Genomic DNA, 23,170 nt, shown 5'->3' with positions numbered 1-23,170 from the left:
CCCCGCGGGGGACGCCTCACCTTCTTTTCCATACCACGTACGGTATCAGTTCCGTACACCGTATGGAAATGACCTGAATCACATCGCCCGCCGCTGCGACCTGGCTTGCTCCAAGTTTCCATACGCCGTACGGTACTAATTCCATACGGCGTATGTTTCCGTGCGGCGCCACGGTATCGACCTGCGCAGCGCCCCCTTGCCCATCTCCCTCCACGCAGAGGAGCAAGCCATGACAACGCACTCCGCGAACGACCTTCGCCCCATCCGGTCCCCTCGTGGGATCCCCCTCCTCGGCAACACGCCGCAGATCCCCGACACCAATCCGGTGGAGTACTTCGGTGAGCTGTCCAAGCAGTTCCCCGAGGGCATCTACGGCATGGACATCGCCGGCATCGAGCAGGTCTTCGTCTACGACCCGGACCTGGTGGCCGAGGTCTGCGACGAGACGCGGTTCTTCAAGCAGATCGACAAGACGCCGCTGCACCACGTCCGGGACTTCGCGGGGGCGGGCCTGTTCACCGCCCACCAGCACGAAGAGGAATGGGGCATGGCCCACCGTGTCCTGCTGCCGGCGTTCAGCCAGCGGGCCATGAGGGCGTACTTCGGGCAGATGCTGGAGATCGCCCAGAACCTGGCGGGCAAGTGGGAGCGCAGGGAGGGGCAGCCGGTCAACATCACCGACGACTACACCCGCCTGACGCTGGACACGATCGCTCTGTCGGGATTCGGCTACCGGTTCCGGTCCTTCGACAAGGAGGAGCTGCACCCCTTCCTCAACGCGCTGCTGGGCGCGCTGGTGGAGTCGCTGCGGCGCTCCCAGGAGCTGCCGATGATGACAAAGCTCCGCAAGGCGGACGACCGTAAGTACCGGGACAACATCCGGCTGATGCAGGACCTGGTCGAGAGCGTGATCAAGGAGCGCCGCGAGGGGAAGGGCACCAGTGAGGACGACCTGCTGGGCCTGATGCTGGCGGCCACCGACCCGGAGACCGGCAAGCTGCTGGCCGACGACAACGTCCGTGACCAGGTGCTGACGTTCCTGATCGCCGGTCACGAGACCACCAGTGGCCTGCTGTCGTTCGCCACCTACTCGCTGATGCGCAACCCGCACGTCCTGGCGCAGGCGTACGCCGAGGTGGACCGCCTGATGCCCGGCGACACCGTGCCGGACTACGACACGATCATGCAGCTGGACGTGATCCCGCGGGTTCTGGACGAGACCCTGCGCCTGTGGGCTCCGATCCCGGCGTTCGGCAAGGCCCCGCTTGAGGACACCGTCATCGGCGGCCGCTACCTGCTCAAGAAGGGCACGCGGGTCAACATCCTCGAGGGCCCACTGCACACCCACCCCACGGCCTGGGAGCGTCCGGAGGAGTTCGACATCGACCGGTGGCTGCCGGAAAAGCGGGCTCAGCAGCACCCGCACGCCTACAAGCCGTTCGGCAACGGCGTGCGTGCCTGCATCGGCCGGCAGTTCGCGCTCACCGAGGCCCGCCTCGCTCTCGCGCTGGTACTGCAGAAGTTCAAGCTCTCGGACACCAGCGACTACAAGATGGACGTGCGGGAGGCGCTGACGCGCAAGCCCGGCAACTTCGAGCTGATCGTCCGTCGCCGTCAGGAACACGAGCGGACCGTCTTCGGCGCCGCGGACCTGCAGACCGGCGACACGCAGGCGCAGGCAGCGGTCAGCGGCGTCGGCGTCAACCTCACGGTCGCCTACGGTTCCAGCCTCGGCTCCTGCGAGGACCTGGCGCGCACCATCGCCGACCGCAGCGAGCGCTCCGGCTTCGGCACCACCCTGGTGAGTCTGGACGAGCTGGGCGACAGCCTGCCCGCCGAGGGCATCCTCGCCGTCGTCGCCGCCAGCTACAACGGCAAGGCCCCCGACAACGCCCAGCGCTTCGACGACCTCCTCGCCGCCGGCCTGCCAAAGGGCGCGCTGGCGAACGTCCGGTTCGCGCTGCTGGGCGCCGGCAACACCCAGTGGGTGGCCACCTACCAGGCATTCCCCAAGCGGATCGAGGAAGGCCTGCTGGCCGCAGGCGCCACCCCGGTCGTCGAGCGCGGCATCGCGGACGCCGCCGGTGACTTCGACGGCATGGCCACCCGTTGGATGGACAACCTGTGGGCCACCCTGGCCGAGGAGTACGCCGCCGACACCTCCGCGGCGAGCGGCCCGCGCTACCAGGTCCAGCTGCTCACCGAGTCCGACGTGCGTCCCGCCATCGTCTCCGAGCAGGCGCACCCGCTCACAGTGGTGGCCAACGAGGAACTCGTGGCCGACGCGACCGGCCTGTGGGACTTCAGCATCGAGCCGCCGCGCCCGTCCGCGAAATCCATCACCTTCGAGCTGCCCGAGGGTGTCACCTACGACACCGGCAACCACCTGGCCGTCTTCGCCAAGAACGAACCCGCCCTGGTGGAACGCGCGCTGAGGCGGCTCGGTGTGGACTACGACCAGGTGCTCCGGCTCGACCAGCCGGCCGGGGGTCGCACCCACCTGCCGGTAGGCACCCCGGTCACCGCCGGCATCCTGCTCACCGAGTTCCTGGAACTGCAGGACGTGGCCACCCGCTCCCAGATCCAGACCCTGGCCGAGTACACCCAGTGCCCGTGGACCCGGCCACAGCTCCAGGCGTACACCGCCGACACGGAGGAGGCCGAGGAGCGCTACGGCAAGGAGATCCTCGGCAAGCGGGTCTCGGTGCTGGGCCTGCTGGAGCGCTTCGAGGCGGTCGAGCTGCCGCTGGCGGTGTTCCTGGAGATGACGGGCCCGATCCGTCCCCGCTTCTACTCCGTCTCCTCCGCCCCGTCGGCCAACCCGCGCCACGTGCGCCTGACCGTCGGCCTGCTGGAGGGCCCGGCCCTGTCCGGCGACGGCCAGTACCGCGGCACCTGCTCCTCCTACATCGCCGGCCTCAAGCCCGGGGACGCCGTCTACGGCTACGTCCGCGTGCCCTCCCCGACGTTCGCCCCGCCCGCCGACCCCGCCACTCCGCTGATCCTCATCGGCCCCGGCACCGGCATCGCGCCGCTGCGCGGCTTCCTGGAGGAGCGGGCCTGGCAGCACGCCAACGGCGCCGAGGTCGGCCTGTCACAGGTCTTCGTCGGCTGCCGCCACCCGGAGCACGACTACTTCTACCGGCAGGAGATGCAGGACTGGGAGCAGGCCGGGATCGCACGGATCCACACCGCCTTCTCCGCGGTGACCGGCCACCCGGCCCGGTTCGTGCAGAACGCCATCTCCCATGCCGCCGACGCGGTGTGGCAGGCCATCGAGGACGGCGCGTACATCTACGTCTGCGGTGACGGCCGCCGTATGGCACCCGCCGTCCGCGAGGCTCTCGCCGCCATCCACCGCCAGAAGACCGGCTGCGACGACGAGACCGCCCAGCAGTGGCTCGCCCAGCTCGAGGCCGACGAGCGCTACCAGCAGGACGTCTTCGCCTGATCCCCCGGACGCCGGGAGGCGTGCGGCCCCCGTCCTGCCAGTCCCCGCACGCCTCCCGGCCACCACAAGCCATTGGGACACCACACGGCACGCATCGGCCCGAGAACGCCGAGTGCCGCTCACAGAAAGCAGATCCTCATGGACACCATGCTCGCCGGACGCTTCCACCTGGACAGCAAGAAGTTCGCCGTGGAAGAGATCCCCATCCCCGTACCGGGCCCGGGTGAGGTCCTCATCGAGGTGAAGGCCGCGGGCGTCTGCCTCTCGGACGTCCACCTGATCGACGGCTCCCTCGTCCCGCTGTTCGCCACCTCCGACACGGTCACCGTCGGCCACGAGGTCTCCGGTGTGGTCCACACGCTCGGCCCCGACCTCAAGCGCGGCCTGCCCGTCGGTACCCGCGTCACCCTGGAGGCCGGCAAGACCTGCGGCACGTGCGCCGGATGTGTGCGCCGCCGGCCCTGCACCCGGATGCTCACCGCGGGCATCGACTACGACGGCGGCTGGGCCGAGTACGTGATCGCCCGCGAGGACACCCTCATCCCCATCCCCGACAGCCTCCCCTTCGACCAGGCGGCGATCATCCCCGACGCGGTCTCCACCCCCTACGCCGCCGTCGTCACCACGGCGGGCGTCCGTCCCGCCCAGTCCGTCGGTGTCTGGGGCGTGGGCGGAGTCGGCGCCCACAACGTACGTCTCGCCCGCCTGGTCGGTGCAGCACCGATCATCGCCGTGGACCCGCTGCCCAGCGCCCGCGAGCGCGCCCTGGCCTTCGGCGCGGACCACGCCCTGGATCCGGCCGACCCCGAGCTCGCCGACCAGGTCCGCGCGGCCACCGAAGGACGGGGCCTGGACTTCGCCTTCGACTGCGCCGGTGTCCCCGCCGTCCGCGAGCAGGCCGCCTCCGCGCTCGGCCTGGGCGGCTCCCTGATCCTGGTGGGCATCACGCCCAGGCCGCTCACCATCACCGAGGGCCTGACGTTCAACTACCTGTGCAAGCAGGTCCGCGGTCACTACGGCGGCAGCCCCGAATCCGTCTCCGAACTGGTGCGGCTGACCGCGGCCGGCCGCCTCGACCTGGCCCCCTCCATCACGGACCACATCTCGCTCGTGGACGCGGCCGACGCGGTCAGCCGTCTGGAGAACAAGATCGGCGACCCGGTCCGCCTGATCCTCGTCCCCTGACGCCCGTCAGCAGGACATCAAGCCACCCTGGGCAGGGGTGAGTGGGCGCCGGTGCGTGAGGGAGCACCGGCGCCCACGGCTTTCCGGCAACCGTGGAGAGACAGAATCATGCAGACGACCGAAGCCCTGGGCCGTACTCCGCAGCGCAAAGATGCTCATTCCAACCACAGACGCATCCTCGCGACCGCCCGGCAAAAACTGCGGGACGACCCCGACGCGAGTCTCGACAGCATCGCCTTGGCGGCCGGCGTCGCCCGGCGCACCCTGTACGGACACTTTCCCAGCCGACATGCGCTGATCGCCCACCTGGCTCAGGAAGCAGGCGGCGAACTCCAACAGGCGTTCGCCGCAGGCCGTACCACGGATGCCGACCCGATCGAGGCGATGACGCGGATGGTGCTGGCGGCTTGGGCGGTGGGCGATCAATACCGCATGCTCATCGCCTTGGGGCGGCGCCACCCGGGCAAGGACGCGTTCCGTGCCACCCTTGCAACGGCCCGCGAAGAGGCCATCGCGACCCTACGACGTGGTCAGCGCGAAGGCGTCTTCGCGGACCACCTTCCGGCACCCGTCCTCGCCCAGGCGCTGGAGGCACTGATGCTGGCCCTCGCCGAGGAGAACGCCGCGGGCACGTGGGCGGACCTCACAGACGAGGCCGCGGCGACTGCGTTCCTCGTAGCCGCCGGCGTGGCACCACAGGCGGCTGGGCTCCGGGTGCGGGAGGTTGTCAGGCGAGATCGGGCAGCGGGCGCCGGGTGACCTCATGGGCGTCGTCCGCAGCGAGGCCGAGCATACGCAGGACCATCTCGGCCAGGTCGGAGGCGGCCTCGTCGCCGTCGAGGTCCGGGCGGTCCAGCCTCAGGGCCACGAGGGACAGCAGGGTCCCGCCCAGGGCGGACAGGGCGGTGGTCGCGTTGCTGCAGGCGAAGCGGCCCGAGGCGATGCCGATCTCCAGGTCGCGCAGGGCGCGCGGGGCGAGGCCGCTGTCGGAGTGGATGTGGGCCAGTCCGCGGTCACGCAGGATCCGCAGGAGTTCCGGGTGGGAGTCCGCCATCCGCGCGGTGAGCCGGAAACCGGCCGCGACCAGCTCGGCAGGGTCGTCGATGCCTTCCACACGCGCGTCGATCACCTGCCCGAACTCCTCCAGGGCGTCCGTCACCGCGGCATCGAACAGCTCCGTCTTGGACTCGAAGTGGTTGTAGAAGGACCCGAAACCGACATCGGCGCGCTCGGCGATGGCCTGGATGCTGACGCCGGTGTCCCCGGTCTCCGCGAGGATCTGCCGGGCCGCACGGACAAGCGCCTGGCGAGTCTCGGCGCGGCGCCGCTCGAAGCGGTTCTTGGGCGGGGCTGACGTCGGCATACGGCCCAGTGTAACCGCCGCCACGATGACACTGCCATTACTGATGAGATCCTCAATTATTTGGGCTGAACCCATTGACGGATGGAAACGGCAGAGTTGATGATTTCCTCATTACAGCAGTGTTGCTTGGAGGACACCATGTCCCACATCCCCGTTGACAAGGGCGGTCCTCTGACGCCCCACCAAGACCTCCACAGTGAACAGGGCGCCCTACGCGGCGAGCACCCCGGACGATCCCGGAACCCGGTGATCAAGGTGGCGGACCTGGCCTGGCTGGAGTTCGAGAAGCCCGACCTGGACCGGGCCGAAGTGTTCGCACGTGACTTCGGCTTCGCGATCGCCGCCCGCACCCAGCACGAACTCTGGCTGCGCGGCACCTTCACGGGCTCTCCCTGCATGGTCATCCGGCGCGGGCACGCCTCCCGCTTCCTCGGGCCGACGTTCCGCGCGGCCGAGCGGGCCGATGTGGACCGGCTGGCCGCAGCCGTAGAACACACCGTCCGGGACATCGACGTCCCCGGCGGCGGCCGGTCGGTCGCCCTGTTCGATCCCTCGGGCGTCCCGGTCCGGGTGGTGCACTGCGCCGAACCGCTGCCCGCGCTGCCCGAGCAGCCGCCGCTGATCCTCAACACCGGCGCCGAACCGCGCCGTACGAACGCCACCCAGCGCCCGCCCCGCGAGCCGTCCCGCATCCAGCGCCTCGGCCATGTGGTGCTGGAGACACGGACGTTCGCCCGCACCCTGGACTGGTACCTGGACACCCTCGGGATGATCGTGTCCGACTTCCTGTTCCTGGACGGGCAGCGCGAGCGCGGGCCGACCATGGCGTTCATCCGCTGCGACCAGGGCAGTCTGCCCGTGGACCACCACACTCTCGCCTTGCACCTGGGTCCCGGTACCGGCTACGTCCACTCCGCCTACCAGGTCACCGACCTCGACGCGATCGCCGCCGGCGGGGAGTACCTGACCGAGCGCGGATACCAGCGCAGCTGGGGGATCGGCCGGCACATCCAGGGCAGCCAGCTCTTCGACTACTGGCGCGACCCCGACCGCTTCATGCTGGAGCACTTCGCCGACGGCGACCTGTTCTCCTGCGACCTCGAACCCGGGTGGGCCCCGATGTCGGCGAGCGGCCTGGCTCAGTGGGGGCCGCCCGTCACCCGCGACTTCCTCGGCACCAACCCCTCCCCCGCCAAGCTCCGCGAGGTCATGACGGCCCTGCGCGGCGACAACGAACTCGACCCCGCACGCCTGCTGGGCCTGATGAAAGCGATGAGCTCATGAGCACCAACGTTCTGCGCACCCCCGGCGGCTGGTGGGTCGTCCGGGACGAGCGCGCCGTCCGCATCGAGACCAAGGCGGTCACCACCGCCGAACTGATCGCCGACCGGGCCGCCGTGCGGGAAGCCGCCGCCTCCGGCGAAAGCGGCACGCCCGTGGCCGGCCTGGTGACGCTGCCCCCGGTCACCACGCCCTGCCGGGTGGTGGCCCAGATGGTCAACTACCGCAGCCACGCCAAGGATTCGGGGTTCACCGGCGATATCCCTCCCACCTTCTTCCGCAAGGCGTCCGGCTCGGTCAGCGGCCCGCACGAGACGATCGTCCGCCCCGCGCACGTGAACTTCCTCGACTACGAGGTGGAACTCGGCCTCGTCATGGGCGCGCCGCTGCCCGTGGGCACTGTTGTGGAGGAGCGGGACCTGCCTTCGTACGTCGCCGGGCTCGTCCTCACCAACGACGTCAGTGCCCGCGACGTCCAGCTGACCAAGACCCAGTTCTACGAGAGCAAGTCCTACCCGACGTTCACACCGACGGGGCCGTACCTGGCCCTGCTGGAGCCGGAGGACTTCGCCCGCCTGATCGACCTGCGGCTGCGACTGAACGTCAACGGCGTACCGCGCCAGGACCGCACCCTCGCCGACATGATCGTACGACCGGCGCAGGCGCTCACCCTGCTCGCCCGCTTCCAGACCCTCGACCCGGGCGACCTGCTGCTCACCGGCACACCTGGCGGCACCGCCCTGAAGGCCCCGCCCAAGCCGGTCGAGAAGATCGCCGCCCTGCTGCCGCCCGCGCTGAAGTGGAAGGCGTTCTTCAACGGCCAGGCCAAGAACCCCCTGTACCTGCGCGACGGCGACCTGGTCACCGCCACCATCGCCACCCCCGACGGGCACATCGACCTGGGCGAGCAGCGGACCGCCGTGGCGGACGCGGCGTGAGCGCCACAGCCCGGAGGCCGGTGGTCATCATCGGGGCGGGGCCCGTGGGCGTCACGGCCGCGCTCCTGCTCGCCCGGCACGGAGTGCCCAGCCTGCTCCTCGAACGCCACCGGGACGTCTACCCCTTGCCGCGCGCTGTCGTCGTGGACGACGAGGTGCGCCGGATCCTGCAGAGCGTCGGCATCCACGAGGAGTTCGCCGCCCTCGCCCGGCCGGCGCGCGGGCTGCGGCTGCTGGACGCCCGGCACCGCGTGATCGCCGAATTCACACGGTCCCGGGACGGCCGTCACGGCTTCCCCCAGACCAGCATGTTCGACCAGCCGGACCTGGAGCGTCTGCTGCGCGAAGCTCTGGCGCGCCGCCCGGAGTGTGAGCTGTGGGGCGGGGTGGAGGTCGTGTCCGTCAAGCAGGACACCGACGGGACGGCTCCGGTCCGGGTCACCTTCCGCCGCGACGGCAGCGACGAGGACGAGCATGTGTGGGCCGATGCGGTTCTCGGCTGCGACGGCGCCGGCAGCCTCACCCGCCACACCATCGGCGCCGTATGGGAGGACCTGCACTTCGAGGAGAGCTGGCGAGTCGTCGACGTACGCACCAGCCGCCCGGTACGGACCTGGGAGGGCGTCGACCAGATCTGCTGCCCGAGCCGGCCCGCCACCTTCATGCGCCTGGGCGAGGACCGCTACCGCTGGGAGTTCCGCCTGCCCGCCGACGTGCACCTGGACGGCCCGGACGGCCGGGAACGCCTGCGCGAGCTGGTCGCCCCCTGGGTGGACGTGCCGTCCGACGCCGCGGAGGCCGAAGACTTCGAGGTGATCCGGCAGGCGCAGTACACCTTCCGGGCCCGCCTGGCCGACCGGTGGCGCCGGGGACGCGTCTTCCTGCTGGGCGACGCGGCCCACCTCACTCCACCGTTCATCGGGCAGGGTCTGTGCGCGGGCCTGCGCGACGCCCGAAACCTCACCTGGAAGCTCGCCCGTGTTCTCCGCCAGGGCGCGGACGAAGGGCTTCTGGACACGTACGAGCGCGAGCGCAAGCCGCACGCCCGCTACGTGATCCGGCTCGCGGTGGCCGTCGGCTGGGCCATGACGGGTGGACAGGACCGCGGCGCGGTACTCCGCCGGGCCGTCGTCGGCGCGGCATGCCGCCTCCCGGGCGTGACCGCGGCGGTGAGCCGCGACCTCAGCCCCGCGCTGACCGCCGGCCCACTGGTACGGCGCCGCCCCGGGCTCGTCGGACGCGGGCTGACCGGCACCTTCTGCCCGCAGCCCTGGGTGACCGCCGACGGCAGGCGAACGCGCCTGGACAACGTCCTCGGCGACTCCTTCGCCCTCCTGACCGCTGTGCCGCCCACCCCGCACATGACAGCTGTGGCCACGGCACTGAACGCGGCCACGATCCACGTCGACGACCTGGACGACGACGGCACCCTGGCCAGCTGGCTGGCACGCGGCCGGGCCGACGCCGCCCTGCTACGCCCCGACCGCGTCGTGATGGACACCGTCCCCGCCGGAACCGGCCACTTCCCGGACCCCACCACCTGGGCCTCCCTGCTCCACACGGCCCGCCGTACCACCGATGCCCGGCCCGTCCCCCCGCCGAGGAGCACCGCACCGTGACCACCCCTCATCCCGAACCGTTCCTGCCGCCCGATCCGAAGACGGCCGCCGGCAGCCGTATGGCGGACTTCGCCCGCCGGGCCGCCCGGCAGCACGGCGCCGAAGGGATCCAGGACCCCACCGACTACCAGGCCCTGCACCACTGGTCCGTCACCGACCTGGAAGGGTTCTGGGCCGCGGTGTGGGAGTACTTCGACATCGACGCGACCACCCCGTACGAGCGGGTGCTGGCCGAGGAGACCATGCCCGGCGCCCGCTGGTTCCCCGGCGCCACCCTCAACTACGCCCACCACGCACTGCGCAACCTGCACCCGGACGCCCCCGCGATCACCGCGCTGGACGAGACAGGAGCCGGCTACGAGCTCACGGGCCGACAGCTACGCGCCCAGGTCGCCTCCGTCGCGGCCACCCTGCGCGACCTGGGCGTCGGACAGGGCGACCGGGTGGTCGGCTACCTGCCCAACACCCCCCACGCCGTCATCGCCTTCCTCGCCACGGCCAGCTTGGGCGCGGTGTGGTCGGTGTGCGGCCAGGACTACGCCCCCAAGGCCGCAGCCGACCGCTTCGCGCAGCTGAGACCGACCGTGCTGATCACAGCGGACGGCTACCTCTTCAACGGCACCCGGCACGACCGCCGCGCAGCCTCGCTCGACCTCGCCGGAGCCCTTCCCACACTGAAGGCCACGGTGCTCGTGGATCACCTGGGGTTTGCCTGGCCTGAGATCCGGCACACCGGACTGACGGTTCCGTGGGAGGACGCGGCCACCCGCACCGAGTACCTGACCATCGCTTCGGTGCCGTTCGACCACCCCCTGTGGATCGTCTTCTCCTCCGGCACCACCGGCCTGCCCAAAGGCATCGTCCACGGCCACGGCGGCGTCCTGCTCGAACACCTCAAGATCCTCGGCCTGCACTGTGACCTGGGCGTCGGGGACCGCCTGCTGTGGTACACCACCACCCACTGGATGATGTGGAACCTGGCTGTCTCCACCCTGCTGACCGGCGCCACCACCTGCACCTACGACGGCAGCCCCGCGCCGCAGGCCCGCCCGGACATCCTGTGGGAGCTGGCGGCCCGCCACAAGGTCACCGTCTTCGGCACCAGCCCCCAGTACCTGCTGGCCATGGCCAAACTGGGCATCGAACCGTCCACGCATGACCTGTCGGCCATCCGGGCCGTCGGATGCACCGGCTCCGCCCTGCCCGCCTCCTCCTACCCCTGGGTCCGCGACCACGTGGGCGCAGGCATCCAGCTGGCCTCCACCAGCGGCGGCACCGACGTCGTCTCCGCCTTCGCCGGCAGCGCCCCCACCACCCCCGTCTGGGCGGGCGAGCTGTCCGCCCCCAACCTCGGCGTGGCGCTCGCGGCGTACGACGGCGCGGGACAACCGGTCGTCGACCAGGTCGGCGAACTGGTCATCACGCGCCCGATGCCCTCCATGCCGCTGTACTTCTGGAACGACCCCGACGGCAGCCGCTACCGCGACACCTACTTCACCGCCCACCCGGGCGTGTGGCGGCACGGCGACTGGATCACCCACACCTCCCACGGCTCGGTGATCGTCCACGGCCGCTCCGACGCCACCCTCAACCGCAACGGCGTACGCCTGGGCAGTGCCGACATCCACGACATCGTCGAACGCCTCCCCGAGATCACCGAGGCCCTCGTCATCGGTGCGGAGGAACCCGACGGCGGCTACTGGATGCCCCTGTTCGTCGTCCCCGCGCCCGGTGTCACGCTGGACGACACCCTGCGCGAGAAGATCCGCGACGCCGTCCGCACCGGTGCCTCGCCCCGCCACGTGCCCGACGAGATCCTCGCCGTGCCGGCCATCCCGCACACCAGAACCGGCAAGAAACTCGAGGTCCCGGTCAAGCGCCTCCTCCAGGGGGCGCCCGTCGAGCGGGTCCTCAATCTCTCGGCGGTCGACAACCCGGACCTGGTTGCCTACTTCGCCGACCTGGGAGCCGAACGCCGCCGCGCCCGCCGCCCGCACACCGTCAAGGACGCCTCATGAGCACCACCGCCGCCCTGGCCTGTCTCATCGTGCTGATGTTCGCCCTGCTGGGCGTGGCAAAGATCCTGGCCCTCGGTCCGATGCCCGAGCTGGCCGCCCATGCCGGCTTCACTACCGCCTCCTACCGGATGATCGGTGCGCTGGAGCTGGCGGGCGCCATCGGCGTGGCGATCGGCCCGGTCCTACCGCTGTTCGGAGAGCTGGCCGGACTCGGCCTGCTGATGCTGCTCGCCGGTGCCGTGATCACGCACGTGCGCAAGGGAGACGGGCTGCCCAAACTCGTCCCCTCGATGGTGTGTGCTGCACTGGTCGCCTGGTATCTCCTGCTCCTTGCCGGCGGAGGCTCGTGACGTCGGCCGAGGACTGCAGCGGCCACCGGCGATGCGCAGACCGTCCTGCCTGTCGGCCTGCTGCGCGCCGGCGGAGGCCCCTGATCCCTGTCAGCGAGCCGTCCAGGCCGCGCCGAACGACTCTCTTCCGGCAGCCGGTACAGCTGACGCAACAGATCGAATGCCTCCGTTGGGTGCAGCGCTCCTGTGGCATCACCGTGTCCCACGATGCGTGATCATCCACGACCAAGATCCGCTTCCGTAGCAGCCCCTGGGCCCCGTCCGACGGCCGAAGGGGTCAGCCGCTCCCTGGGGTGCGGCAGGGGGCATCCGGGAGCGCAGGAGCGGAGCGGATGAGCTGGGCATGCTTGCACTACCCCTCAACTGGTGGTTTTGACCCGGGAGTTGAGGAGGGACCTGAATGCGTCCCTAGCGTGGTTCGCGCCGTGGTCTGCGGGCTGCGGTGCGGCGTCGCTTCCCGCGGCACCGGAGCAGCGACAGGCAAGGGGCACTGAATGGCGAACTTCCAGACTGGCGAGATTCCCCCCGGCTTCGCGTTCACTGAGAGCGGCGGGCTCATCCACTACAAGTACGGCCTCGTCCTGGCCGTCCCGGCGGCCAACCAGGCCGGCTGGTCGGGCGACATGTGGATCAGCTTCGGCTCCGCCTGGGGGGATGCAAAGATCAAGGTGAACTGGCACGACGGCTCCAACTGGAGCGCCGCCGTGGACCTGAACGTCACGCAGGCAGGCGGCCGGGTCCACAACGGCGCGAAGCTCCCGACGAGTACGCAGAAGATCGCCATCGGCCGCGTCAGGAAGAGCGCGAGCGACACCGAGGACGACATCCCGGTCAGCTGGCTGCTCCAAGTGGCCGAGGCGTGACCCAGGCAGCCCCCTATGACTCCCGATGCCCGGTCCGGCCCTGCTGGGCCGGACCGGGCATCGGGAGTGGTGGCCGTATCAGCCGAGTTGAACTGGACCGGCTCGGACACGTGCAACAAGGACGCCAGGGCCTCCCCCCACTGCTCGATCGGATGTGCATGCCCGAGCTACCGAGAGGCCCTGTCTCCGTGCGCGTGATCATCCACATTTCGACCGGCGTCTTTATCGGCCGACTTCGGCAACCGCCCACCTCGACGGCAGCGCAGTCGCCCGGTTCTGGCCGACGTCCATCGGCGGCCTTTGCGGACCTGGCGTCGCTTTTGCCGGTGGCCTCAGCGCTGGATGAGCATGCCTTCACGCAGGCGGCCCAGGGTCCGTGAGAGGAGTCGGGAGACGTGCATCTGGGACACGCCCAGGTGTTCGCCGATCTGGGCCTGGGTGAGTTCCTCCACGAACCGCATGTGGATGATCTGCCGGTCTCGCTCGTCGAGTTCGGCGAGGAGCGGGGCGAGGGTGTGGAAGTCCTCCACCAGTTCCAGCGACTGGTCTTCGGCGCCGATGAAGTCCTGCAGAGCGCTCTCGCCGTCTTCGCTGCCGCCGATCGCGGCGTCCAGGGAGGAGGAGTTGTAGCCGTTGGCGGCAAGTCGGGCTTCCCGTACCTCGTCCTCGGGCAGGCTCATCAGCTCCGCCAGTTCCTTGACCGTGGGGGTGCGGCCGAGCCGGCTGCGCAATTCCTCGGTGGCGCGGGCGAGCTGGACGCGGGCTTCCTGCAGCCGGCGCGGCACGTGTACGGCCCAGGTGGTGTCGCGGAAGAACCGCTTGATCTCGCCCACGATGTAGGGGATCGCGAAGGAGGTGAACTCCACTTCGCGCGTCAGCTCGAACCGGTCGATGGCCTTGATCAGGCCGATCATGCCGACCTGGACGATGTCCTCCATTTCTTCCGCGCCGCGGCTGCGGAAACGGCCGGCCGCGTACCGGACCAGGGACATGTTCATCTCGATCAGTGTGCTGCGGGCGTAGCTGTACTCGGGCGTGCCCTCTTCCAGGACCGTCAGCTGCTCGAAGAACAGCTTGGAGAGCTGGCGAGCGTCTTGTGGCGCAACCCGGGAGGGGTCGGCGACCTCCGGCAGCTCGCTCGTTCGTGCGTCCAGTGCCGCCGGAATGCTCATGAGCGCCATGCTGTGCCCCTCCCAAAGTTCGAGCCGACCGCTACCGCCTGCAAAACGGCCGACGGCGCAGCGTCTACCCCGCCTTCCCGCACCTATACCTGTGCGGTGTTGAGCAGGCTCGCTACCTGGTCGTGTCAGCTGGGGAGGTAGCAGCGAATGGTGGTGCCGTCGGGGCCGGTGTGGACACGGACGAGGTCGGCGAGTTGGTGGACCAGCAGGAGTCCGCGGCCGCCGGGCTGCGTGGGATTCGGCGGGCGGCGGCCGGCCAGCGGATCGGTCAGCTGTCCGCCGTCGTGGACCTCGCAGACGATGCGGTCGCTCTCGGCCCAGATCCGCAGCGTCCCCGAGCCGGCGCCGTGGACGACGCTGTTGGTGGTCAGCTCCGCCACCGCGAGTTCCAGGTCGCCCAGGCTCACGCCGGACACGCCCAGGGCCCGCGCCCGGGACACGGCGAAGTCGCGAGTCTCGGGCAGGGTCGGTGCGGCGAAAGTACAGGCCGCAGCATCGAGTGGAGCGAGCAGGGGCTCGTTGTAGCGAGCAATGATCTCTTCGGGGCTGTAGGCGGTGGATTGCCTCTCACCGTCGGCGTCGATGACGACCGGGTGGGTCGCCAGGGCGTCACAGAGCGCCTGCTGCCTTAGTTGCCCGGCGTCGTAGGGACAGAGGATGGTCACCGCGCGCCCTGTGAAAGCGGCATTGATCAGCGCTTCGTGCTGGACGCACGCCGGGTACTCGTCGGCGGAACGGCCCTGCCAGATCGGTTCGCCGATGATACGGACCCGGCGGGCGCCGGGTTGGGCGTCGGCGAACTTGCGCAGCACGTTGGCGATGATGCGGCCGGGGTTGCGGCCGGCCTGGGTCATGTCGATGAAACGGACCTGTGCCGCTCGCTCACCGAGCCCCTCGCGGATCAGCTTCAAACGATCCGGCGGGGCGGCGACGGCTGCGGGCTCACCGGCGTCCAGCCCTTCCCGCAGGAAGGGAACCGTTCCCGCGACGTACTGGTCGGTCCCCTCGTAGAAGAGCGCCGGGTGCACGAACGGCTCGTGCGAGGGCACTGTGGTCATCACGCAGCCACCTCGATCACGGTAAGCCCGGGCCAGAAGAGTTCGAGGATGCGGGGCAGCTGCGCCGGAGGTCGGTGAAGTACGATCCGCTGTCCCGCGGGGAGACGCTGGGCGGTGACCGCAAGGTCCGTCACGCCGGCCACATCCACGAATCGCACCCGGGACAGATCCACGTGATGCACGTCCGTGCCACGCTCGACCAGTCGCTGCAGCGCCTGCTGCCAGACCGTCCGTGTGTTCATGCTGATCTCCCCGATCGCCCCCAGCCCCGAACTGTCGGGCAACGGATCGATCTGCAGTACCGCCTCACGTGGCGGCGCGGCGGAGGGCCCGCCCACGCCAGGTGCGACATCCACGCTTTTGCCCCCAGTTCCCCGGGCTCGGCCGCACGGCGGCTCATATCGATCGCCTTGCACGATACCCGGTCAGGCACGGCGGACGCCCAGTCCGGCCACGCGAGAGAATCGGGCCGGGCCTGACCTGCGCGGGTCCCGATGACGTGAGCTGGTGGAGCTCATGCGACCGAGTACGTGTCCTCCTGTAGTGGCGCCCATGCCAACTCAGGCTTGGCGGGAGGGCGAGCTCAGGGAGCGAGGCTGAGTTCCGCCCAGACCGTATTGCCGGGGTGGCGCGGGGTGACGCCCCAGCGGTGCGCGAGCCGTTCGAGGAGCTGCATGCCGAAGCCGCCGGGCTCGGTGTTCTTGGTGGCACGCATGCGCGGCCAGCGGTCGCTGTCATCGCTGACCGCGATGCGCAGCAGTCGGCCGTTCCAGGTGAGCCGGATCAGGGGTGGGACGACGCCGTGGCGGATGGCATTGGTGATCAGTTCCGAGACGAGCAGTTCGGCGGTCTGGATCATCCGGTGCTGGTGCAGCGGACCGCCGAAACCTTCCACGCAGTCGCGGCCCAGTGCCGGGCGGCCGCGATGCTCGCCGTAACAGCGGGGAGGACTGCATGAGCCCTTGCCCCCGGCAGGCCGGTGCCTGGCAGAACGAGAACGCTCAGCGCCGTCGACAGACTCCCTGGCCTCCTGAGTCGCCATGCCGACCAGTGTCTTCCGGCGTCTTCCGTCGTCAGCCGACAGCGACGGGCCACTCCTCGACGAGGCGGCCGGTGGACCTCGCCCCTGTCCTGTGGCGGGCGGAGGCCGCCCCGACGGGGAGCGGGCCGGCTGCCCCGACGCGGGACAGAGCAGTCGCAGACGAGTGTGCCGGGGCCAGTTGTGACCAGGCAGCCCGCGTGCCACCCACCTGACGGTCCGTCGGAAGCAGCGTCAAACGAGCGTCATGACCGACAGTCCATCCCTCCCCATCGCGGACAGGTCAGGCCCAGGGGCTGACCACCGTGAAGGAGCTGTCGGCGCGGAACGTGTCGGTGTTCTGGTAGGGGTCCACGCGCAGGGCGTAGTTGTAGTGGCGGATGTAGCGGCCGGGGTAGTTGTACGACTCCAGGCGGACGGAGCCGGAGGCGCCGCCTGGGCGGACGCAGTAGGTGGCGTCCTTCTTGAAGGTGTCGGTGCCATTGCTGCTGTCGAAGCGGACCCGGAAGTCCCAGTGGCGGAGATAGCGGCCGGAGGAGTCGCGGAAGGAGTAGCAGTTGGCGTCGGCGAGGCCGGGTACGACGGTGAAGGTGGCGCTCTGCTTGACGGCAGTGCTATTGGAGGTGCTCACCGGGTCGATGTAGCCGAGGCTGTCGGAGCGCACCACGGCGTACCGGTCGGGGTAGTTGACCGGCCGCAGCGACCTGGTGGCGTTGGTGGGCAGGGTGACACCGCCGGGGACTGTCTCCTTCAGCACGGTGGCGTGGCGGATGAAGCCGGACAGGCCGGGCACCTCGGTGGGCGCGGACCAGGTGGCGAAGTTGTCGTAGCTGTCGCTGTACCAGTACTTCCCGGCACGGTAGCCGTCGTAGTAGATGCGCCAGCCGCCGTTGTCGAGCTCGACCAGAGCCGGACCCTCGACCCAGTCGCCGAAACCGGCCCAGTCGCCCGTCTTACGCAGGGTGTAGGGGCCGGTGAGGCTGGAGGCGGTGGCGTACTCGATGTACTTCGTCGTCTCGTTCTTGGTGAACGCGTGGTAGGTGGAGCCGACCTTGACGATGAAGGTGTCGATGTAGTTCGGGCCGATACCGGACAGCTGGGCGGGCGCGGACCAGGCGGTCAGCGCTGCGTTGGTCGCCGTGATCTTGTAGGCGGTGAAGTGGGTGGCGGTGCTCGCCGCCGTCAGGGACACAATGACGTTGACGCTGCCGTCGGTGTCGATGAACCACTCAGGTGCCCAGGTGCGGGTCAGCCCGTTGATCGGGATCGTGTAGTCGTACAGGAACGTCCAGTTCACCCGGTCGGTACTCCGGGCGAAACCGATCGTGTTCCCGGTCCAGTTGGTGGTGTAAGTGAGGTAGTAGTAGCCGTCGGTGTGCTTGAAGATGCTGGGGTCCCGGATCAGCGCGGACGGCGGGGTGTAGGCGGGGCCTTTTTGCAGGGTGAATCCGGTGGCGTCCGGCGAGTCGTACACATACAGGTTCGACTCACTGCTGTTGGTGAACGCGGTCATCGTGTACCGCGTGGCCTGCCCGGCCGGCGGGGCGACGGCGGAGGCGGTGCCCTCCAAGACGGCGCCGCCCAGCAGGACCAGCAGCAGCGGGCCCAGCAGGGCGAGCAGCCTTCTTACGGTTCTGTTCAACTCTTCCTCCGGGCTCGGCCAGTCCGCTGGGCGATCGCCGTGACGAGGTATGCGATTGTTCGACATAACGAACAGCGTGCGGAACTTCGAGCAGAAGATAGGTTTCGGCCGTGGCTCCGTCAATGTTTCCGACGAGTACCGTTCGGTGCATTTCGCGCCGCCCCGGATATCGAAGAAGCCGCACTGTCACACACGTTGACTTCCGTACGGGACACCCTTTACGTTCGGCGCCGACCCCGTCCGGCAATTCGACCTACGTTCGGAATATCGGTCATTCGCGGTGCGAGAGCGGTCCCGCCTCCGGAAGGAACCCACCCCCCATGCCCCGAACCGCGCGCTTTCCAGGCGTGCCCCATTCCCCCACCCCACCGCCTGGACACCGGACTTCGACGCCCCTCGAAGATCCAAGCGGTGTCTCGCGTGGGAAAACCGCCCGCCCACGCAATGACATCTGAAGAGGGCCGGTTCCTGGACATCACCGGACGACAACTCGGCCGACTCACCGTGGCCGGCGCCCTCCGCTTCCATGCGGGGCTCCTGGCTGTACTTCAACACGTCCGACGAGGGCTTCCTCATGACGTCGGCCTCGTCGCCGGCCGGGCCGTGGGAGCCGTTGCACTCACTGTGGCGGATCTCCGGCTGGAACGACGTGTGCCGCGGTGACCGGGGCGACCTCTACACCTGCAACCCGAACGGCACCGGCTACGTCGACGTCGACTCGGTGCAAGTACACCATCGCGCCCACCAGGGTTTACACGTGCGTCAGCGTGCGCAGCGGCAAGGTGCTCGACGTCAGGGGAGGCAGTACGGCCGACGGTGTCGCGCTGATCAAGTACCGCGGCATCGGCAGTTCCAGCCAGCGATGGACCATCCATCGCGTCACCGGCCAGGGTCCCTGAGGGGTGGAGGCGGACGTCTCGCCGGGTCAGACGACCAAGCAATCGCTCTCTCGTCATCGAAAGGTGCAAGATGTCTTCCTTCGTCAGCAGACGGCGCCTGCTGCAAGTAGCCGGGGCCACGGTCGCCGCATCTGCCACGGGATCCTTCATGGGCGCATCTCCCGCGCAGGCGGCCGTTCCTCCCGCAAGGGCCGACATAGGGGTCTTGGCACACCCCTTCGAACTCGGCCAGGTCCAGCTCACCGCAAGCCGGTGGCTGGACAACCAGAATCGAACGCAGAACTATCTGCGGTTCGTCGATGTCGACCGGCTGCTGTACAACTTCCGCGCGAACCATCGGCTCTCCACCAACGGCGCCGCCGCCACCGGCGGCTGGGACGCACCCGACTTCCCCTTCCGCACCCACGTCCAAGGGCACTTCCTCACGGCCTGGGCACAGCTGTACGCCGTGACGGGGGACACCACCTGCCGGGACAAAGCGACCCACATGGTCGCGGAGTTGGCCAAGTGCCAGGCCAACAACAGCGCCGTCGGTTTCAACGCCGGGTACCTCTCCGGCTACCCCGAGTCCGACTTCACCGCTCTCGAACAGCGGACCCTGAGCAACGGCAATGTGCCGTACTACACCATCCACAAGACCCTCGCCGGCCTGCTGGACGTATGGCGCCACATCGGCAGCACACAGGCCCGTGACGTGCTGCTCGCCCTGGCCGGATGGGTCGACCGGCGCACCGGCAGACTGAGCAGCCAGCAGATGCAGGACATGCTGCAGACCGAGTTCGGCGGCATGAACACCGTGCTGACCGACCTCTACCAGCAGACAGGCGACGCGCGGTGGCTCACCGTCGCCCAGCGGTTCGACCACGCCGCGGTGTTCGACCCCCTGGCGTCCAACCAGGACAAGCTCAGCGGACTGCACGCCAACACCCAGGTGCCCAAGTGGATCGGGGCCGCCCGGGAGTACAAGGCCACCGGCACGACCCGCTACCGGGACATCGCCACCAACGCCTGGAACCTCACGGTCAACGCGCACAGCTACGCCATCGGCGGCAACAGCCAGGCGGAGCACTTCCGCGCCCCGAACGCCATCGCCGGCTACCTCAACAAGGACACGTGCGAAAGCTGCAACACCTTCAACATGCTCACCCTCACTCGGGAGCTGTTCGGGCTGGACCCGGACCGTACCGCGCTGTTCGACTACTACGAGCAGGCGTGGCTCAACCAGATGATCGGCCAGCAGAACCCGGCAGACGACCACGGCCACGTCACCTACTTCACCCCCCTCAATCCGGGCGGCCGTCGCGGTGTGGGCCCGGCGTGGGGCGGCGGCACCTGGAGCACCGACTACGGCACCTTCTGGTGCTGCCAGGGCACAGGCCTGGAGATGCACACCAGGCTGATGGACTCCATCTACTTCCGCAGTGACAACAAGCTGATCGTGAACCTGTTCGTGCCCTCGGTGCTCAACTGGTCGGAGCGCGGAATCACGGTCACCCAGACCACCACGTACCCCGTCAGTGACACCACGACCCTGCAGGTCACCGGCAACGTCAGCGGCACGTGGGCCATGCGCATCCGCATCCCGAGCTGGACCGCCGGGGCCACGATCAGCGTCAACGGCACGCGGCAGAACATCACCACCACCCCCGGCAGCTACGCCACCCTGACGCGCTCCTGGACCTCCGGCGACACGGTCACCGTTCGACTGCCCATGCGGGTCATCATGCGAGCGGCCAACGACAACCCGAACGTCACCGCGATCACCTACGGCCCGGTGGTCCTGTCCGGCAACTACGGTGACTCCGGGCTCAGTTCCCTCCCAGTGCTGAACACGTCCTCGATCACACGGACCAGCAGCAGTTCGCTCGCCTTCACCGCGACCGCCAACGGCTCCACCGTCAACCTGGGACCGTTCCACGACGCGCACGGCCACAACTACACCGTCTACTGGAACACCAGCGGCACCGTCCGGCTCGCCAACGTGGGCAGCGGTCTCGTGCTGGGCATCCAGAACATGTCCACGGCCGACGGTGGACGCGCTCTGCAGTGGAACGACTCGGGCACCGCCGACCACGACTGGCAAATGATCGCCGACGGAAACGCGGTCCGCTTCCGCAACGCCCACAGCGGCAAGGTGCTCGGCGTCTTGAACATGTCGACGACAGACGGCGCGACCGTCCTGCAGTGGTCGGACAACGGCACCGCCGACCACCGATGGACGCTGCTCGACCAGGGAGACGGAACCTACAAGATCCGCAACGAGAACAGCGGCAAGTTGCTCGCCATCGCGAACAACTCCACCGCTGTGGGTGCGTTCGCGGTCCAGGACTCGGACGACGGCAGTGCCGACAACCGGTGGCGCATCGTAAGGAACTAGGCCGCCGAGGAAGCACATCCTGGTCGGTCTCCATCCTCCACCGCGCTCGAGCTTTCGACCTTTGTTCGATATCGAGAACAAAAGAGGTCGAGGCGCAGCGCATCGACAGTCCGGACAGCCTCTGACGGAGGCGAACCGGAAACGCTCACTCAACGAATGTGAGGCCCGCATTGCGCAGACTACGTTTCAGCCGCAGACATCTGTCCGTGGTGCTCGCGGCCCTGGTCGCGTCGGCGGCGACGCTCGTCGCCAATCCGGCTCAGGCGGCCACCACCGGTGCCGTGCGCGGTGTCGGTTCCAATCGGTGTCTCGATGTACCGGGTGCCGCCCAGACCGACGGCACGAACCTGCAGATCTGGGACTGCCACGGCGGGACCAACCAGCAGTGGACGCTGACGGACAACAACCAGCTGACCGTCTACGGCAACAAGTGCCTGGATGTCCCGGGCCACGCGACCACGGCCGGTACCCGGCCGGTGATCTGGTCCTGCAACGGCGGTACGAACCAGCAGTGGCGGGTGAACGCCGACGGCACGATCATCGCCGTGGAGTCCGGGCTGTGTCTGGACGTCAGCGGCGGCGCTACGGCCAACGGCACGGCGGTGCAGCTCTGGAACTGCACCGGCGGCAGCAACCAGAAGTGGACCGGCCTGTCCGGGACGCCCAACTCGTGTTCTCTTCCGTCGACATACCGATGGACGTCGACCGGTCCGCTGGCGCAGCCGGCGAACGGCTGGGTGGCGCTCAAGGACTTCACCACCGTGACGTACAACGGCCAGCGCCTGGTCTACGCGACCACCTCTGACGGATCGTCGTGGGGCGCGATGACGTTCCGGCCCTTCACGAACTGGTCGGACATGGCCTCGGCCGGCCAGACCGGGATCAGCGGGGCCGCGGTGGCGCCCAAACTCTTCTACTTCGCGCCCAAGAGGATATGGGTGCTCGTCTCGAATGGATGGGGCACCGCCTGGCCCTTCACCTACCGCACGTCCAGCGACCCCACCGACCCCAACGGCTGGTCCGCGCCGCAGCAGCTCTTCACCGGCAGCCTCCCCACAGGCGGCCCGATCGACCCGACCGTGATCGCCGACGACCAGAACATGTACCTGTTCTTCGCCAATGACAAGGGCAGCATTTTCAAGTCGACCATGCCGATCGGGAACTTCCCGAGCAGCTTCGGCTCGTCGTACACGACGGTCATGAGCGACACGGAGGACAAGCTGTTCGAGGCGCCGGAGGTCTACAAGGTCCAGGGCCAGAACCAGTACCTCATGATCGTTGAGGCGAAGGGCGCGGGCGGCCGCTACTTCCGCTCGTTCACCGCCTCCAGTCTCAACGGTCCGTGGACCCTCCAGGCCGGCAGCGAGAGCAGCCCCTTCGCGGGCAAGGCCAACAGCGGTGCCACCTGGACCAACGACATCAGCCACGGCGACCTGGTCCGCGCCAACCCCGACCAGACCATGACGATCGACCCCTGCAACCTGCAGTTCCTCTACCAGGGCTACGACCCCAACATCCCAAGCCAAACCCCCTACCAGCGACTGCCGTACCGGCCGGGCGTGCTCACCCTTCAGCGCTGACCTGCGCGCACGTGATCACCAGCTCGTGACCTTGTCCCTTGAGGGAGGCAAAGCAGCTTCCGCTTCGCCTCCCGGGAAGGACCTCCCATGGTTCCCATCCACAGACGACTGCTGCGTCTCCTCACCGCCACCGCACTGACGCTCACCGCCACCGTCACCGCCTCCGTCGGCACGACCGCCGCGGCCGCACCGGGCAGCCCCGCGCTCACTCCGCCGCTGGGATGGAACAGCTGGAACAGTTTCGGATGCGGGATCACCGAGGCGCAGGTCCGCCAGGCCGCCGACTCGATGGTGTCCTCGGGGATGCGGGACGCCGGATACCGGTA

General features: G+C 69.0%; 18 protein-coding genes and 2 pseudogenes. 14 read left to right on the top strand and 6 right to left on the bottom strand.

Translation table 11 applies throughout. The annotated features are described in order from the left end of the window. The first annotated feature begins 229 nt into the window (after nt 1-229). The 3 genes from ACZ7EG_RS20445 (at nt 230) to ACZ7EG_RS20435 (ending at nt 5,395) form a co-directional block, all read left to right on the top strand. Nucleotides 230-3,451 carry a bifunctional cytochrome P450/NADPH--P450 reductase gene (locus tag ACZ7EG_RS20445; protein WP_471080490.1) on the top strand — a complete coding sequence of 1,074 codons (3,222 nt, stop codon included), beginning with the start codon at nt 230-232 and terminating at the stop codon, nt 3,449-3,451. A gap of 138 nt (nt 3,452-3,589) precedes the next feature. Then, nucleotides 3,590-4,636: a zinc-binding dehydrogenase gene (locus ACZ7EG_RS20440; RefSeq protein ID WP_471080486.1), complete on the top strand. Its 1,047-nt coding sequence runs from the start codon at nt 3,590-3,592 to the stop codon at nt 4,634-4,636. A 108-nt stretch (nt 4,637-4,744) separates the two neighbouring features. Next, entirely contained in the window at nt 4,745-5,395 is a 651-nt protein-coding gene (locus ACZ7EG_RS20435) for a TetR/AcrR family transcriptional regulator (protein ID WP_471080483.1), read from the top strand. On the opposite strand, the gene ACZ7EG_RS20430 is transcribed toward ACZ7EG_RS20435, so the two are convergent. Continuing rightward, nucleotides 5,364-5,999: a TetR/AcrR family transcriptional regulator gene (locus ACZ7EG_RS20430; protein WP_471080480.1), complete on the bottom strand. Its 636-nt coding sequence runs from the start codon at nt 5,997-5,999 to the stop codon at nt 5,364-5,366. The genes ACZ7EG_RS20435 and ACZ7EG_RS20430 overlap by 32 nt on opposite strands. A 138-nt stretch (nt 6,000-6,137) precedes the next feature. On the opposite strand from ACZ7EG_RS20430, the gene ACZ7EG_RS20425 reads away from it, so the two are divergent. From ACZ7EG_RS20425 to ACZ7EG_RS20400, 6 genes are all read left to right on the top strand, one after another. Beyond that, nucleotides 6,138-7,283 carry a VOC family protein gene (locus ACZ7EG_RS20425; protein WP_471080477.1) on the top strand — a complete coding sequence of 382 codons (1,146 nt, stop codon included), beginning with the start codon at nt 6,138-6,140 and terminating at the stop codon, nt 7,281-7,283. After that, nucleotides 7,280-8,218, top strand: a complete 939-nt coding sequence (locus ACZ7EG_RS20420; RefSeq protein WP_471080474.1) for a fumarylacetoacetate hydrolase family protein — start codon at nt 7,280-7,282, stop codon at nt 8,216-8,218. Before ACZ7EG_RS20425 ends, ACZ7EG_RS20420 begins: the two co-directional genes overlap by 4 nt. Continuing rightward, on the top strand, nt 8,215-9,837 hold the full coding sequence (gene mhpA, locus ACZ7EG_RS20415) for a bifunctional 3-(3-hydroxy-phenyl)propionate/3-hydroxycinnamic acid hydroxylase MhpA (protein ID WP_471080471.1): 1,623 nt from the start codon (nt 8,215-8,217) through the stop codon (nt 9,835-9,837). Before ACZ7EG_RS20420 ends, mhpA begins: the two co-directional genes overlap by 4 nt. Then, nucleotides 9,834-11,855, top strand: a complete 2,022-nt coding sequence (locus ACZ7EG_RS20410; protein ID WP_471080468.1) for an acetoacetate--CoA ligase — start codon at nt 9,834-9,836, stop codon at nt 11,853-11,855. Before mhpA ends, ACZ7EG_RS20410 begins: the two co-directional genes overlap by 4 nt. Further along, nucleotides 11,852-12,205 carry a DoxX family protein gene (locus ACZ7EG_RS20405; RefSeq protein WP_471080465.1) on the top strand — a complete coding sequence of 118 codons (354 nt, stop codon included), beginning with the start codon at nt 11,852-11,854 and terminating at the stop codon, nt 12,203-12,205. Before ACZ7EG_RS20410 ends, ACZ7EG_RS20405 begins: the two co-directional genes overlap by 4 nt. Before the next feature lie 494 nt (nt 12,206-12,699). Then, nucleotides 12,700-13,068 (top strand): hypothetical protein, encoded by a 369-nt coding sequence (locus ACZ7EG_RS20400; protein ID WP_471080462.1) that lies wholly within the window; start codon nt 12,700-12,702, stop codon nt 13,066-13,068. Between the two features lie 332 nt (nt 13,069-13,400). On the opposite strand, the gene ACZ7EG_RS20395 is transcribed toward ACZ7EG_RS20400, so the two are convergent. From ACZ7EG_RS20395 to ACZ7EG_RS20375, 5 genes are all read right to left on the bottom strand, one after another. After that, nucleotides 13,401-14,249, bottom strand: coding sequence for an RNA polymerase sigma factor SigF (locus ACZ7EG_RS20395; protein ID WP_471080459.1), 849 nt, complete (start codon nt 14,247-14,249; stop codon nt 13,401-13,403). Between the two features lie 125 nt (nt 14,250-14,374). Further along, nucleotides 14,375-15,307 carry an anti-sigma factor RsbA family regulatory protein gene (locus ACZ7EG_RS20390; protein ID WP_471080456.1) on the bottom strand — a complete coding sequence of 311 codons (933 nt, stop codon included), beginning with the start codon at nt 15,305-15,307 and terminating at the stop codon, nt 14,375-14,377. Next, nucleotides 15,307-15,645, bottom strand: a complete 339-nt coding sequence (locus tag ACZ7EG_RS20385; RefSeq protein ID WP_471080453.1) for an STAS domain-containing protein — start codon at nt 15,643-15,645, stop codon at nt 15,307-15,309. Before ACZ7EG_RS20385 ends, ACZ7EG_RS20390 begins: the two co-directional genes overlap by 1 nt. A gap of 245 nt (nt 15,646-15,890) precedes the next feature. Continuing rightward, nucleotides 15,891-16,166: an ATP-binding protein gene (locus ACZ7EG_RS20380; RefSeq protein WP_471080450.1), complete on the bottom strand. Its 276-nt coding sequence runs from the start codon at nt 16,164-16,166 to the stop codon at nt 15,891-15,893. A 463-nt stretch (nt 16,167-16,629) separates the two neighbouring features. After that, entirely contained in the window at nt 16,630-17,988 is a 1,359-nt protein-coding gene (locus ACZ7EG_RS20375; protein WP_471080447.1) for a glycoside hydrolase family 43 protein, read from the bottom strand. Nucleotides 17,989-18,647: 659 nt separating this feature from the next. Here ACZ7EG_RS20375 and ACZ7EG_RS20370 point away from each other — a divergent pair. From ACZ7EG_RS20370 to ACZ7EG_RS20350, 5 genes and pseudogenes are all read left to right on the top strand, one after another. Further along, a pseudogene (locus ACZ7EG_RS20370) lies at nt 18,648-18,749 on the top strand (hypothetical protein); the annotation flags it as partial. Between the two features lie 6 nt (nt 18,750-18,755). Next, nucleotides 18,756-18,887 carry an RICIN domain-containing protein gene (locus ACZ7EG_RS20365; protein WP_471081834.1) on the top strand — a complete coding sequence of 44 codons (132 nt, stop codon included), beginning with the start codon at nt 18,756-18,758 and terminating at the stop codon, nt 18,885-18,887. A 70-nt stretch (nt 18,888-18,957) separates the two neighbouring features. Then, nucleotides 18,958-21,264, top strand: a complete 2,307-nt coding sequence (locus ACZ7EG_RS20360) for a beta-L-arabinofuranosidase domain-containing protein (protein WP_471080444.1) — start codon at nt 18,958-18,960, stop codon at nt 21,262-21,264. A gap of 170 nt (nt 21,265-21,434) precedes the next feature. Beyond that, nucleotides 21,435-22,844 carry a non-reducing end alpha-L-arabinofuranosidase family hydrolase gene (locus tag ACZ7EG_RS20355; protein WP_471080441.1) on the top strand — a complete coding sequence of 470 codons (1,410 nt, stop codon included), beginning with the start codon at nt 21,435-21,437 and terminating at the stop codon, nt 22,842-22,844. Nucleotides 22,845-22,931: 87 nt separating this feature from the next. After that, a pseudogene (locus ACZ7EG_RS20350) lies at nt 22,932-23,170 on the top strand (alpha-galactosidase); the annotation flags it as partial.

It is taken from the genome of Streptomyces sp. NPDC037100 (assembly GCF_055606225.1).
The sequence above is the reverse complement of the archived record's forward strand: the minus strand, read 5'-3'. Positions and strand labels throughout refer to the sequence as shown.